The organism is Tautonia rosea, from assembly GCF_012958305.1.
Lineage (GTDB): Bacteria > Planctomycetota > Planctomycetia > Isosphaerales > Isosphaeraceae > Tautonia > Tautonia rosea.
This window is the reverse complement of sequence record NZ_JABBYO010000001.1, coordinates 78,956-92,369: the sequence shown is the minus strand read 5'-3', so window position 1 is coordinate 92,369 and position 13,414 is coordinate 78,956. Positions and strand designations below refer to the sequence as shown.

At 63.9% G+C, this 13,414-nt stretch carries 10 protein-coding genes; 4 read left to right on the top strand and 6 right to left on the bottom strand.

The features are described 5' to 3' along the window. The first annotated feature begins 253 nt into the window (after positions 1-253). Positions 254-1,780: a glycosyltransferase family 39 protein gene (locus HG800_RS00360; protein ID WP_169972649.1), complete on the top strand. Its 1,527-nt coding sequence runs from the start codon at positions 254-256 to the stop codon at positions 1,778-1,780. Here the strand turns inward: HG800_RS00360 and HG800_RS00355 are convergent. Then, complete coding sequence (locus HG800_RS00355; protein WP_169972648.1) at positions 1,755-5,501, bottom strand: HEAT repeat domain-containing protein; 3,747 nt, start codon at positions 5,499-5,501, stop codon at positions 1,755-1,757. The two genes, HG800_RS00360 and HG800_RS00355, sit on opposite strands and share 26 nt — an antisense overlap. 229 nt (positions 5,502-5,730) lie before the next feature. Between HG800_RS00355 and HG800_RS00350 the strand changes: the two genes are divergently transcribed. After that, a complete protein-coding gene (locus HG800_RS00350; RefSeq protein WP_169972647.1) occupies positions 5,731-6,081 on the top strand; it encodes a hypothetical protein in 351 nt (116 codons plus the stop codon). 74 nt (positions 6,082-6,155) lie between these two features. Here the strand turns inward: HG800_RS00350 and HG800_RS00345 are convergent, their stop codons facing one another. The 5 genes from HG800_RS00345 to HG800_RS00325 form a co-directional block, all read right to left on the bottom strand. Continuing rightward, positions 6,156-6,986 carry an MIP/aquaporin family protein gene (locus HG800_RS00345; protein WP_169972646.1) on the bottom strand — a complete coding sequence of 277 codons (831 nt, stop codon included), beginning with the start codon at positions 6,984-6,986 and terminating at the stop codon, positions 6,156-6,158. A gap of 66 nt (positions 6,987-7,052) precedes the next feature. Then, a complete protein-coding gene (locus HG800_RS00340) occupies positions 7,053-7,727 on the bottom strand; it encodes a 3-keto-disaccharide hydrolase (protein WP_169972645.1) in 675 nt (224 codons plus the stop codon). Positions 7,728-7,819: 92 nt separating this feature from the next. Further along, positions 7,820-8,143 carry a hypothetical protein gene (locus HG800_RS00335; RefSeq protein ID WP_169972644.1) on the bottom strand — a complete coding sequence of 108 codons (324 nt, stop codon included), beginning with the start codon at positions 8,141-8,143 and terminating at the stop codon, positions 7,820-7,822. 47 nt (positions 8,144-8,190) lie between these two features. Continuing rightward, positions 8,191-9,387, bottom strand: a complete 1,197-nt coding sequence (locus HG800_RS00330) for a hypothetical protein (RefSeq protein WP_169972643.1) — start codon at positions 9,385-9,387, stop codon at positions 8,191-8,193. Between the two features lie 146 nt (positions 9,388-9,533). Continuing rightward, entirely contained in the window at positions 9,534-10,466 is a 933-nt protein-coding gene (locus HG800_RS00325; protein ID WP_169972642.1) for an LOG family protein, read from the bottom strand. A gap of 438 nt (positions 10,467-10,904) precedes the next feature. Here HG800_RS00325 and HG800_RS00320 point away from each other — a divergent pair, with 438 nt between their 5' ends. Further along, a complete protein-coding gene (locus HG800_RS00320; RefSeq protein WP_169972641.1) occupies positions 10,905-11,648 on the top strand; it encodes a 3-keto-disaccharide hydrolase in 744 nt (247 codons plus the stop codon). A gap of 366 nt (positions 11,649-12,014) precedes the next feature. Continuing rightward, complete coding sequence (locus HG800_RS00315; RefSeq protein ID WP_169972640.1) at positions 12,015-13,307, top strand: Gfo/Idh/MocA family protein; 1,293 nt, start codon at positions 12,015-12,017, stop codon at positions 13,305-13,307. The last annotated feature ends 107 nt before the right edge of the window (positions 13,308-13,414 follow it).

The window sequence follows — 13,414 nt, the reverse complement described above, 5'->3', positions numbered from 1 at the left end:
GAATCGTCCCCTTGGATCGAACGGAAGAGCCTCAGCCGTCTGCGAAAATCCTCTGGATTGCTCCTCGTCAGCGAACTCCGATAGCGAGATCCTCGGACGAGAATCGGGAACATTCCGCTTCGCGCACAACCGTGGGGGACGGTAGCGTCTCTGAGTTCATGACGTCGAACGAAGATCTCTCTGATCGTTTCGGCGGGGCAGCCGTGCGGCCCGGAGTGATCCACTCGGGCCATTGATTTGAAGGATTTCGGTGATGCGAGACATTCAGAAACGGCGATCCTGGTTGCGATCGCGAGCAGGAGCCGCGCTGCTGATCGCATCCGTCTCGGCGGCAGGGGTGATCTCAAGCACGAGCTTCGACGAACCTCCTCGATTCGACGGTGCAGGCTATGCCATGCTCGCCCGATCGATGCTCGACGGCCTCGGCTACCGAGACATCGACCACCCCGATGCCTCGCCTCATGTGCATTTTCCCCCCGGCTACCCGCTTTCACTCGCGGCCGTATGGGCAATGACCGATCGATCCCTCACCGCGGCTCATGCCTTCTCCATCGCCTGTACAGTGACCGCGGTGGTCGTCTCCTGGGCCTGGTTCCGATGGCTTTATCCGGCTCGTGTCGCCCTGTTGCTCGGCCTCGCCCTGGCGATGAACTGGACCTGGCATCGCTCCGGCGGCGCCATCCGATCGGAACCGCTCTACATGCTGCTCCAGCAACTCGCTCTCCTGGCAACCGTCGCCGCGATGAGAGGCGGGGCAGGGCAGGGGGTCTCGGTGGGCGCCTGGCTCGGTTCCCTCACGCTCACGCGGCTCGTCGGAGCGATCATCGGTGTCGCAATCGCTCTGGAACTGCTGGTCCGGCGGCGGATCAAAGCGCTCCTTTCCACCATTGTCGTCGCCGCAGTCGTCGTGGCCCCGTGGGCCTGGCGATTGGTCTCGACCCCGAGCACCACCCACCTCGACTACTTCCCCAGCCAGTCCGTGCCGGAGGTGATTTTCGGCAACGCCTGGTTCTATATGCTCCGCATTCCCGACGCCCTGAGCGCCCCGTTGATCGAGGTCGGGACCGTCTTCGTCCCCCGAGCCGCTCCAGTGGCTGGGACCCTGGCAGTGATGGTAACTGCTGTGTTCATGATTGGCCTGGTCCGAGCCTTCCGAAGCAGTCGGCGACGGTTGGCGGGCCTCGTCGTCGTGTGCAATCTGGCCCTCTTGCTCATCTGGCCGTTCACGGAAGCCGGGAGATTCCTGATCCCTTTGGTCCCCCCCTTGCTTGTCGTCGCGTTGGAAGGAATGACGACGATCGTCCGCAGAATCAACCCGACTCGCCTGCACCCCCGGACCCTTGCGGCTGCCCTCTTGCTCGCCCTCGCGACCCCTTATTCCCTTTACGCCGCCCTCACCGGCCGGGCCGAGGCCGAGCGCCGCTTGCAAGGTGTGGTCGATCCTGCCTTCACCTGGATCGCCGAATCGGGCGACCGGCCCGGCCCGATCATGACCATCTACCCGGCCGAGGCCTTCTGGTTTACCGGCCGCCCCGGCCTGACCTCCCTACCGCTCAAAGGAGAACCCGACGTGGCCGGGCAAATCGACCGCTATGGTGTGGCCTACCTTGTGGCCACCGAATCACGATTCGCCCGAGCCCTCGACGACCCCATTTCCCAGTTCGTCGCCGATCATCCCGACCGCGTCGAACTCCGCTGGTCGAGTGACGACGAGACGATCCGGGTCTTCGAGGTCATTGCCCCTTCGGAGGATCTCAATTTCCCTCGGCCGGAGCCTTGAGGCTCATCAAGTACGCCACCAGATCGGCAAATTCCTCGGCCTTGAGTGAATCCACCAGCCCTTCAGGCATGATCGACACCTGCCCAAGCCGTCGCTCCTCGATCTGATTCTTCGCCACGCGGGTGATCTTCGCCTCGGCATCGGCCAGCACCAGTTCGCTGGCCGATTCCTCCCGGACTAAGCCCGCCAGCACCCGGCCGTCGTCGGTCGCCACCAGAACCGGCTGATACCCGGTGGCAATCCGGTCGGACGGCTCCAGGATCGACCGGATGATCTCCGCTCGGTCGTACTTCGCCGCCAGGCCCGTCAGGTCCGGGCCAATGTCCGAATCCCCTTTGCCGTCCGCAGCATGGCACTTCACGCAACCGATGCCATCTCCAGCAAAAAAGAGCGTTTCTCCTCGCCTTGCATCTCCCTCGTGTTCGAGCGCGAAGGCGCGCAGCCCCTCGATCCCCGCACCTGATTCCTCACGAGCCAGCAACGTCTGGCCTGGTTCCGACACTTGAACGCCGAAGGCCCACGTGCCGATTCCCTGACGGACGCGCATCACCAGTCGGTTTGATCCCTTCCTGAGCCGGACGCGCACCCGCTCGCTGTCCGGGGAATAGGGGCGGCCGGCGTACTCGCTGACCTCAAGAATCGGTCCCCCGTTCAGCTCGACGATCATCGAGCCGCTGGAGCCGAACAAAAGTAAGGCATCGCGGTCCGAGTCCGATTGGATCTCGGCCGTGGCAAATGCGGCCAGGTCGGGAGATCCGGTTTTGTCGTAGCCAAACCCGCCAACATCCCCTCGTCCCCCTTTCAGGTCGTTGATCACGACCCGTCCTGTCTGCGGATCTCCTTTCCGAGGGTGCCAGGCGATCCTCCGCCCCTCGACCCCGGAATGCGTCTCCGAGAAATCAATCTCGGTCGATCCCAGGAACACCCGCGCCGTCGTCCTCGCAAACGGCCCGATCACCCGCCAGTCGAGGACCGGCTGAAAAGTCGTCAAGACCCGCTCCAGCGCCGCCGCGGCCGGGCTGGTTGGGTCGACCGATCGTGCGTGCTCCTCCAGACGAGGACGCACCCGATCGCGGATCACCAGCAAGGCTGCCTCGGCCGATCGCCTCAAATCCGGGTCTCGGTCCCCGATCGCTTCGAGCAAGACCGGCAACGCCTCGGGCTCGGGCATGACCGAAAGGGCCCGCACAAGCGTCGATCGAAGGGTCGGGTCGATCTGATCCAATTCCGCCATCGCCACCAGATTCGGCACCGCCCGGCGATGACCGAGCGCCGCCACCGCCGCTACGGCCGCCACCCTGGCCGTCGGGTCCGAGTCGGCCAGGCGACCGGCGACCCGGTCGGCCAGATGCTCCGGCAACCCTTCGACCGATGCCAGAGCACCCAGCGCCGCGATTCGAACCGACGCGTCCTCATGATCGAGGAAGCTCGCCAGGTCGTTCGGCGGCAAGGCCCCCGACCCGGCCACCTTCGGCAAGGCCCTTGCCACGAGATCGGCCGGGGCCTTCGGATCGAACGTCACCGTGAATAACGCCCGCAGGGCCTCTGGCCCTTGTAAATGCCCGAGCGCATCGACCGCCGCGGCCCTTGCCGGCGACGGGGCCAGGGGATCGACGACCATCCTGGCCAGCATCGGCACCGACTCCCGATCCGCCAGGTCGCCAAGAATCAACGCCAGCGCCCTCAGGTTTTCCCCGTCCGATTCTCGTCCAAGCCTCGCCCTCAGGTACGGCGCGGCCGATGGCCCAACAGTCCTGAGGCCGACGATCGCCCGCCCCCGAACGGTCGCGTCCGGGTCGTCCAACGCCCGAATCAAGCCCGTCGCGGCGAGCCTCATCCCTTCGCGATCCCACGCCTCGGTCTTGCGAGGCATCGTTCCGGCCAGCGGATTGGTGCCGAACCAGGCCCCGTCCCAATCGGGCACCTTCAACAGGATCTCGGAGAGATTTGTCACGATCGACGCTCGAGCGGTCACATCGGTGACTTCCCCCAGCGCCTTCGATAATGCCTCCGCCACCGGGACCGCGTAGGCTTCGTCAGTCAACCGGATCGCCGCGTCCCGACGTTCCGGGTCCCGCAAGGCCTCGACAATCGCCTCAACATCCCAGGCATTCAGCTCTCGGATTGCACGGCGAATCGACCACGCCACGAACGGATCGCGCTCGCCGAGCTTCGCCATCAACGCCGGGCCTGCTGACGGATTGCCCAGCTTGCCCAGCGCGATCGCCGCCTCGCGCCGGACGACCGCTTCCGGATCGTCAAGCAACCCTTCCAGCGTCCGTCGCGCATCCACGTCCTTGCGAATCCCTGCCCGTTTCGCCGCCTGGGATCGAACGACCGGATTCGCATCGGTCATCGCCTGGCGAATTGCCTTCGCGGCGTCGGGCGATTCCGTTGCATCCAGGGCCCAAAGCGCATGCAGACGCCCCTGCGTCCCACTCCCTTCCCTTTCCAGGCGCTCGGCCAGCGCCGCGACCACCTCTGCTCCTCGCGTCGCCAGGGCTCGCTGCGCCCGAAGGCGAACGGCATGATTCGGGTGATCGAGGGCATCAAGGCCCAAGGTATCCTGCAATTCCAACGGCTGACGATCCGTTCCAGCGGAAGACACCCGATACAGCCTTCCCGTCTCGGCATCCGGCAGCAGCCAGTTGCCAATCCCCCAGTCCACCACGTACAGCGATCGCCCATCGGCCGACTCTCGAATCGAGAAGGGCCGGAAATCCGGCACGTCCCCCGCGGTGACAAACGGCTCGCGCCGGGTCAGACGGAAGGTCCCTCCGCTCGGCGCTACTTCGATCCGAAAGACGGTCTGTAAGCCCCAGTCGCAAACGAACAGATTCCCCTGAAATTCCTCGGGCAACCCGCCGTTCTTGGCCACAATCCCCTGCGTCCCCGATCCGCCAAGCTGTCCCCCGACGATCGGCAAGGCCCGCTCGGGCTTGAGGAGGAACTCGTAGGGATACCCGTAATGACCGCCAACGATCTGATGCGTCAGGCTGTTCGGCCACTTCTTGCTGTCGTCGTCATTACCGTAAGTGAAAATCTCGTCCTGTGTCGTGAGCATCGCCGACAAGGGATTCCGCTCGCCCGTCGACACCACCTCCAGCTCACTTCCGTCGGGACGGACGCGGACGACTCCTCCCCCCTTTAGCTGAATCGTCGTCCCGTCTGTTCCGACCGCCTTCGGAATTCCCTTGTCTCCCACCGCAATGTACAGGAACCCGTCCATCCCTAGTTCCATCCCGCCGGGGACGTGGTCGTTCAGACCGCTGAATCCAGGGCGATCGGGGCCGAGGCCGGTGACGAGGTCCACCCGTTCGTCCGCCTTGCCATCACCGTTCGAGTCCCGAAAGGCGGACAGGAAAGGGGCATGTACGACGTAGAGAGTGTCGTCGATCCATTCGAGGCCCATCACCGCCCACAAGCCATCCGCAAAGGTGCTGATCGAGCCGTTGGGCCGGATGGCGACCACCGAGTCAATCGGCTCGGTCGGCGGGCCGGGCATGTCCATCGGGTCTTGCCCAAGGTAGACCGTACCGTCCGGGGCGGCCACGATGGCCGTTGGATAGAGGATATTCGGCGCCTCGGCGATCAGCTCGATGGTCCAGCCGTCCGGTACTTCTGGCAAGGGTCGAGCACGTTCCTGAGCGAGCGAGCGTTCGATCGTCGGAACAGCCCCCAGCACGGCAACCACGAGCGAGATACGGACCAATCGACGCATGGCAAACCCCCCGGGCCGGAAGGAGTTCAGAAGAAGGGGCAATTCTCGGGCGGGCGACGGGTCGGGATTCTATCCGCAACCGTTCCGACCGACAACTTGATCCGCTCGCCCAGCCCCAGGGGACGCGGATCTTCGCGCCCCGACTTTCCGGGCATACAATCAGACGCCTCTTGCCGTTGGTCTGTACCGGTTTCTGGTTTCGATGGCGAACCGAGCTCTGGAGCGTCCCGTGTCCCCCAGTTACGACATTTTGCCGGCGCACCCGCCTCGCCCGGTGCTCCCGAAGAATCCGTCCTATCCCCAGCGAGTCCACCTCAAGGAGCGGCCCGAGCTGGAAGCGATTCTCCAGCACTGGGATCAGCGCATCGCTGAGGCCCGCCGCAAGCTCGACGTGCTCGGCAATGCGCCTGAGCGTGCCTCGTACGACCGCATGTACGCCCAGATGCTCGGTTCGCGCGATCAGATCGCGCACTGCGTCTCCCGAATGCCCATGGAAACCGGCGATCTCTACGCCGAGGACGAGCACCGACTGCACGAAGCCGTCGCCGCCCTGGAGCGGATCTTCCAGCGCTGGAAGTGAGTGACAGCACCTCGTGTGCGAAGCCTCCTCTTTCGTCTCCAAGAAAGGGGGGCTTCGCTCCCGACCGTCCTGCCTCAACTGACGATCGACCCTGGCGGAGTGGGTTCTTCCATGCTCGGCAAATTCGGATGCACGACCAAGTCGTAGACGAAGACCCCGACGATCCCCCCCAGGAACGGGCCAACGATCGGTACCCAGAAATACCAGTCGTGCGTCTGGAAGGCCGCCGGCCCCCATCCTACTATTGCGGCGGCAAGCCTCGGCCCGAAGTCCCGAGCCGGATTGATCGCGTAGCCGGTCAGGCCTCCGAGCGACAGGCCGATGGCGAAGACAAGCAGCCCGACCAGCATCGGCTCAAAGTAATCGCGAAACTGGGCGTTGCGACGATCCGAAAGCGCTCGAATTCCGACCAGAAGGACGGCGGTCCCCAGCACCTCGCTGAAGACCGATCTCCAGGTCACGTCGAACGCCGGAGCCGTGAAGAAGACCCCCGCTCCTCCAGCAGCCGGGTCTTGCAGACGGCCCTCGACCAGCAAGCCTCGGGTGATGCCGTTGGCCGCTTCAAAGGCCCGGAACGCCTCGGCGTAATCCACATAAACGATCATCGCCCCGGCAAACGCTCCCGCGACCTGAGCCGCCCAGTACACCGGAACGCGAGCCCAGGGCAGTTGACCTCGCACCGCCAGCGCCAGCGTCACGGCCGGGTTGATATGCCCCCCGCTCAGCCGGCCGCTCAGGTAAACTCCCAGCATCACCGCCAGGCCCCAACCGGTGGTAATCACGATCCAGTCGGCCTGCTTGTCCAGCAGGACAACCGACGCAACCACGCCGTTGCCGAGTAAGATCAGCAACGCCGTTCCCAGAAACTCGCCAAGGATCGCCGATTTCAATGGTGGTTCGTTCATGATCGGAGCAAGCCTAGACGGCACGTCAGTCCCTCGCAAGAGGGCAGGGGGCTTTCCCCCTTTCGATCACTCCGCCGACAGGTCCTCGACCCGAATCGCGCGGAACTCGACCCGACCGTTGTGACACTGCAGCCCAATCCGACCGCTCGGCCGTTTCAGTCCCGGATGCTCCTCGTTCAGGTCCGGATGCTGGTCGATCTGATCATCAACGATCGTCGTGTCGTTCAGCAGAATCCGCACGTGAGGGCCTTCCGCGAGAATTTCCAGCGAGTTCCATTCCCCGGTTGGCTTCAGGTGGCCTGGTTCGGCCGCGGCAACGTGATAAATCGAACCGGTGCGCTGCCAGGGCTGAATCGACGCGTATCGCGGGTGGTCGTCGTCGAGAATCTGGATCTCCATCCCCGTTCGAGAAATGTGCGACGTATCGGCAGGTGCTCGGAGATAAACCCCTGAGTTGCTCCCTGGCGTGGCAATCCGAAACTGGAGCCGCAACACGAAATCGGCGTAATCCCGAGGCGTCCCGATCCATCCCCCTCGCTCGCCATCGACCACGATGCAACCGTCCTCGACCTTCCAGACCCCTTCATTCTGGCCGCCAAACCGCTCCCAACCGTCAAGTGACTGGCCGTCAAACAGCTCCTGACCAGCGTCGGCCTCGGGCGGTGACGTCGAGTCTTCCATGCCGAGCAAGGCCAGGGTCATCACCCAGGCGAAACCCATCGAGGGGGCGATTGCGGTCATCGTCGCGAGTCTCTGGGGGGGTGGAACAAGGGAGGGTTTGTGTTGTTCTGTCTGCGCTCGAAGCGAAAACACCACGTGAGAACTCGAAGCGATCAGGTTGATCCCCACGGCCTGACGATGGCCGCGGCTTCGAGGCTCGGGTCGTCCACATCGGTGATTCGGAAGCGAAGGCCGGGCTCGACCGGCACGGGAAGGTCCAGAAGGAGCCGCACGCAGGTGCAATCCCGCTCGCTGATCGACGCCAGCGGGTGACGACGAATCACCCTCGCCTCGACATCGGCCGTCCTGATATGGGTCATCCAGCGCGAGCCCTCGACGCAACGATCCAGGAACTCGTCAATCCGTTCCGAATCGGCACTCGTCAGCAGCGCATCGACGCGGTCGACTTCGCGGGCATCGGGATCTTTCCCGGACATCGATCCTTCCCTCGTGGGCGGTCCGTCGTGGTCATGATGATGCAACGCTACTGTGACGACGATACTCTGGCTGCGAGGTACGAAACCAGATCTCCCCCCGACCTCGCATACTCGGCCAGCAGGTCCGGTCTGCCGCTCTGCTGGCAAAGCTGGAGCAATCCGGGGCACAGCAGCAAGCCCTCGGGAACCCCCTGGAGCGACTCCGCGGCCAGCGGGATCGCCTCTTCCTGCCTTCCCAGACGGTCGAGCAGGCGGATGAGAATTTGCGCCGGCAGGGTCGATGCCAGGTCGTCGCCGTCGGGGTCGGCTGGAACCAGCTTTTCCCGGAAGTGGGCGATTGCCTCATCAACCCCTTCGCCGAGCAAGGCGCGGAGGTAAACGCCGTGATCCTCGTAAAGCTGTTCGAAGGGCGGGTCCCCTTCGTAGCGGTGCCGATCGCTGAGCCGACGGCCGTACTCGGTCAAATCGACCGCTTGCCGGATCGCTTCCGGGTCTTGTAGCAACGGGCTCATGCGGACGACCGCCGCCAGGTGCGAGGTGTCGATGTGGTAGGCGTCGTCGTCGAACAACCAGGGGTTAGCTTCAACCAGTTCGGCGATCGTCGCCTCGTCGGCAGGCTTCGGACGTCCCGATCGCTCAATCTCGGCCCGAAGCGTCGCGCGCAACTGCTCGTGCAGGTATCGCACGAGCCGATCGGCGCACGGTTCCCGAGTCGCCTCGTCGGGCGGCAGGTGTTCAAAGGCCGTGATCGCCGAGCACGGACCATAGGTCTCCAGCACCAGTTCGAATCCCCGTCTCGGGTGGACGCCGTGCTGAAGCGCCAGCTCCATGATTTGCCCGAGCACCTGCCCGTCGGTCGAGGAGGGGTCCACCGACTCGATCGCCTCGGCCACCGGCTCCTTCTCGCCGATCGTGCGGAAGTAGGGCCACGCGCCGATCAGGTCGCCGGCCTCGAGCCGCTTGCGGCCGACGGTGCGCAGGGCCTCAATGTAGCGGTCCTCGTAGTGCGTTCGGGTCGGCTCGGGCAAGCTCGACAGCGCTCCGGAAGAGATCGCGGGCAAGCCCAGATCGAGCCGGGCCTTCAAGAGCAGGGCATCGAGCAAGGCCCGGGGCTCCTCGCCGTGATCGAGCCGAGCGATGAGCCGGTCGATCGCCGCAGTTGCTCCTCCGTCGGTCAGGGCGTGGTCAAGTTCCTCAAACGCCGAGTCATCGACGGCGCGATCTGAGCCGTTCGCGTCGTTCATCGGTCCTCTCAGGGCATGTTGGCGGTGCATTCTCAATCGAACCCGGCTCGGGCGGAAAGTCCGATCCCGAGCCCTGGGCGACATTCTGCGTATTCTCGCCCCTGGTCCGGGGTCATGGCAAGCGGCGATCGTCCTTGATCAGCTCGTTACTCGGCGTCGGCCTTGCCCGGATCCGGCGCAGTGGACGGAGCGCCAGGAGGATCGGCGTGGAGCCTGGCCCCCTCCGATCGCTTCCAGCTCTCCCGGGAACGGTCGCTGTAGCATTCGACCAGGGTTTCGCAGACCTCATCGAGCGAGTCGGTCACGATCAGCAGGTTGAGATCCTCCGGAGAGATCAAGCCCGCCGGAAGCATCGTGTGCTCGACCCAGTCGAGCATCCCTCGCCAGTAGTTCGAGTCGTACAGGATGATCGGGAACCGGTTGATCTTCCTTGTTTGCACCAGGGTGAGGGCTTCAAAGAGCTCGTCCAGTGTTCCGAACCCGCCCGGAAAAATCACAAACCCCTCGGTGTACTTCACAAACATTGTCTTGCGAACAAAGAAGTACCGAAAGTTGATCGACAGGTTGGAATAGGAATTTCCCATCTGTTCGAATGGCAATTCGATGTTGCATCCGATCGACAGGCCATCGGCCTCCGACGCCCCCCGGTTGGCCGCCTCCATCAAGCCGGGACCGCCGCCGGTAATGACCGCAAATCCGGTCTCGGCAAGCTTTCGGCCCAAGGTTCGGGCCGCCTCGTACCAGGGGTGATCCTCCTGGATCCGAGCCGATCCGAAGACCGCCACCGCCGCCCCGACCTCGGCCAGGGCGTTGAAGCCCATGACAAACTCGCCCTGAATCCGAAGCACGCGCCAGGGGTCGGTATGCGTGAACTGTCCTTGCTCCGGAGCGAGCGGAACGGGGGCCTCCGGGCTGGGATGGTTCAGCAACTCCTCGTCCTCGGTCGGTTGCCGATAAGCACGCGATCGGAGCCGAGCATGCCGGCGGCGAAGGGACTCCAGGTCTTGCAAAGGAGCCCCCTTTCCGGGTCCCGAATCCTGAGCATCGGGGTTCACGCCGTTCGGATCGCGTCGGTTCATGGTGGCTGCTCTCTCCCTGGGCCGTTCGCATCGCAACACTCGGGAAGCCAACGGTTTCCTCTTGGATCGATTCGCTCGAGGGAACCCACCCCCGCGGCATCATCGAATCCCTTCGATCTCCATCATAACGCCAAGGCGGGCCTTGCGTCCCCTGGAACGCTCGAAACGTGCCCTCGGACGATTCCTCACGCTTAATAATATTTTTATTCAATGCATACATCTGCGTTCGATCGATTTCGAGGCTTGGGAACCGAAATCTGTTCTGAGCCCGAAGCGGCGTTGAATTAACGAGTTGAGGAACAAGGTTGGTCTTCGGGACAAGCAGCCGCTTGACGCCGCTGAGCTTCGCCGACACCATGATCCCGAACGCTGGCCATCACTCCTCCGGGGATTGATTTGGCCAGAGCCTTTTCCGACGACTCCGTGGAGTTCCAGACCATGCGGTCGACGATCGGGATGGGATCCCTTGCCGTCTTCCTGGCACTCGCCGCGCCAGGGTTCGCCCAGTACGGCGACCTCGGCGATCTCGAGATCGCTCAACCCGAAGACCTTCAGCACGTCGAGTCCATTGCCCCTCCCGAGGGGGCCATCATCCTCTTCGATGGCTCCAGCCTCGAAGAGTGGGTCCAGCTCGACGGGCAATCGCCGGCCTGGACCCTGGTCGAAGGCGGTGCCATGCAGGCTCCGGCCCGTGGCGGAGACTTCGGCATCAAGACCCGACGCACCTTCGATGGCCACTATCGCTTGCACGTCGAGTTCCGGGTTCCCTATCAGCCCGAGGCTGCGGGCCAGGCTCGCGGAAATAGCGGTGTCTACAATCAGGGCCGCTACGAGGTTCAGGTCCTCGACGGTTACGGATTGGGCCAGCTCGGCCCGACCGACTGCGGCTCGATCTACGAGGTCGCTGCTCCTCGGGTCAACGCCTGCAAGGCCCCGACCATCTGGCAATCCTATGACATCGACTTCCGTGCCCCAGTCTTCCGCGACGGCCAGAAGGTCGAACCCGCGCGAATGACCGTTTATCACAACGGCGTCCTGATCCAGGACGACGTCCCGATCCCCGTGGATAACACTCGGGCCGGACTCGGTGGCGATCCGAGCGCTCCGGGACCGCTTCACCTCCAGGACCATTCCGATCCGGTCCAGTTCCGCAACATCTGGCTCGTGCCACTCGACGACTGATTCCCGGAACGACGGGGGAACCGCTCCCGAGTTCGGATCGGGCTCGTGGCCGATCGTTTTGTGTTCAATTCGATCGCCCTGGAGCGTCTTGAGAGAATCCGCCTGGGGAGGACCGTGGCTACCTCATGCTTCGAAGATTGCATCGAACTCGAATCTCCGCTTGCCGTGTTCGACCGCCTGAAGTGTCCTGATCGTTCCCGGGATGGCCTTGAGATAAACGCTGGAGACGCCTGACGAAAACTCCTATATCGCCCCGTGCGGCTAGGTTGAGTTGGTGAATCTCACTTCGGATCAAGATCGCCTGCGGTATCCCGACTGCACTGCATTGGATTTGCGAGGCTTCCGCTCTGTGGGAGATGACCTGAGATGAGACACAACGACCACTTCGCTCCGAATCGTCGCCAATTTCTGGGAGGGCTCGCCGGACTCGGACTCGCCTCGGGATTCCCGAGTCTCGTCCCGGCGCGGGCCTTCGGCGCCGCGGACCGGGTGCGGGTCGGGTTCATCGGCGTCCGTAATCAGGGAACGAATAACCTGAAAGCCTTGCTCGGCCGCACCGATGCCGAAGTTGCCGCCCTCTGCGACGTGGATTCCGAGGTCCTCGCCAACGCCTCTGCTCTGGTCGCCGAGCGGGCCGGATCATCCGTCCCCACCTACTCCGATTATCGAGAACTCCTCGATCAAGCCGACATCGATGCCGTTCTGATCACCACCCCCGACCACTGGCACGCCCTGCCGACCATCGACGCCTGCAAGGCCGGCAAGGATGTCTACTGCGAGAAGCCCCTCTCCTTGACCGTCGCCGAAGGTCGAGCCATGACCTCGGCCGCTCGATCCCACAACCGCGTCGTACAGACCGGCAGCCAGCAACGCTCCAGCGCCGAGTTCCGCCGCGCGGCCGAGGCCATTCGGAACGGTCGAATCGGGACCCTCCGTCAAATCGTCGTCGGCCTCCCCGGTGTCAATTTCGACGGACCTCCCGTACCCGATGCCGCCCCCCCCGCCGAACTGGATTACAACGCTTGGCTCGGCCCCGCCCCCTTCCGTCCGTTCAATCCGAAGCAGGTCCACTACAACTTCCGTTTCTTCTGGCCCTACTCCGGAGGCCAGATGACCAACTGGGGAGCCCACCACCTCGACATTGTCCAGTGGGCCCTTGGCCGAGACGAGTCCGGCCCGGTCCAGATTGATCCCGTCTCGGTGTCCTATCACCCCGAGAACTGGTACGAGGTGCCAACCACCAGCGAGGTTGTATACACCTACGATGACGGTGTTCAGGTCCGCTGCCGACAAGGCCTTGGCGACCCGAACGGCATCCGCTTCGAAGGAGCCGAAGGATCGATTTTCGTGGCCCGAGGCAAGCTGGAAGCCGATCCCAAAGACGTTCTCGACGAACCTTCGGGCTCCGAGGCGATCCGCCTGGATGTCAGCCGCAACCACTTCGAGAACTGGATCGCCTGCATCAAGGATCGCAATCGACCGATCTGCGATGTCGAGATCGGACACCGCTCGGCGACCGTCTGTCACCTGGGCAACATCGCCGCTCGACTCGGCCGACCGATCTCCTGGGATCCGGTCCGCGAGCTCATCGCCAACGACGATGAAGCCGCCTCCATGCTGTCCCGTCCCTATCGAGCCCCCTGGGCGTTACCGGGTTAACGGGAGCAGACCAGTTTGCCAAGTCCAGTCGGGGGCGGCGTTCGATCCGGCCCCCGTCCTGGTGTGATTCGGGGATCGAAACGTTCAGGACTCGGACCAGCCGCCAT

Excerpts from the sequence above, each read along its gene's own strand:
- HG800_RS00345 (WP_169972646.1), bottom strand. The coding sequence starts at position 6,986 with ATGAACGAACCACCATTGAAATCGGCGATCCTTGGCGAGTTTCTGGGA.
- HG800_RS00340 (WP_169972645.1), bottom strand. The coding sequence starts at position 7,727 with ATGACCGCAATCGCCCCCTCGATGGGTTTCGCCTGGGTGATGACCCTG.
- HG800_RS00325 (WP_169972642.1), bottom strand. The coding sequence starts at position 10,466 with ATGAACCGACGCGATCCGAACGGCGTGAACCCCGATGCTCAGGATTCG.
- HG800_RS00360 (WP_169972649.1), top strand. The coding sequence starts at position 254 with ATGCGAGACATTCAGAAACGGCGATCCTGGTTGCGATCGCGAGCAGGA.
- HG800_RS00320 (WP_169972641.1), top strand. The coding sequence starts at position 10,905 with ATGCGGTCGACGATCGGGATGGGATCCCTTGCCGTCTTCCTGGCACTC.
- HG800_RS00315 (WP_169972640.1), top strand. The coding sequence starts at position 12,015 with ATGAGACACAACGACCACTTCGCTCCGAATCGTCGCCAATTTCTGGGA.
- HG800_RS00335 (WP_169972644.1), bottom strand. The coding sequence starts at position 8,143 with ATGTCCGGGAAAGATCCCGATGCCCGCGAAGTCGACCGCGTCGATGCG.
- HG800_RS00355 (WP_169972648.1), bottom strand. The coding sequence starts at position 5,501 with ATGCGTCGATTGGTCCGTATCTCGCTCGTGGTTGCCGTGCTGGGGGCT.
- HG800_RS00330 (WP_169972643.1), bottom strand. The coding sequence starts at position 9,387 with ATGAACGACGCGAACGGCTCAGATCGCGCCGTCGATGACTCGGCGTTT.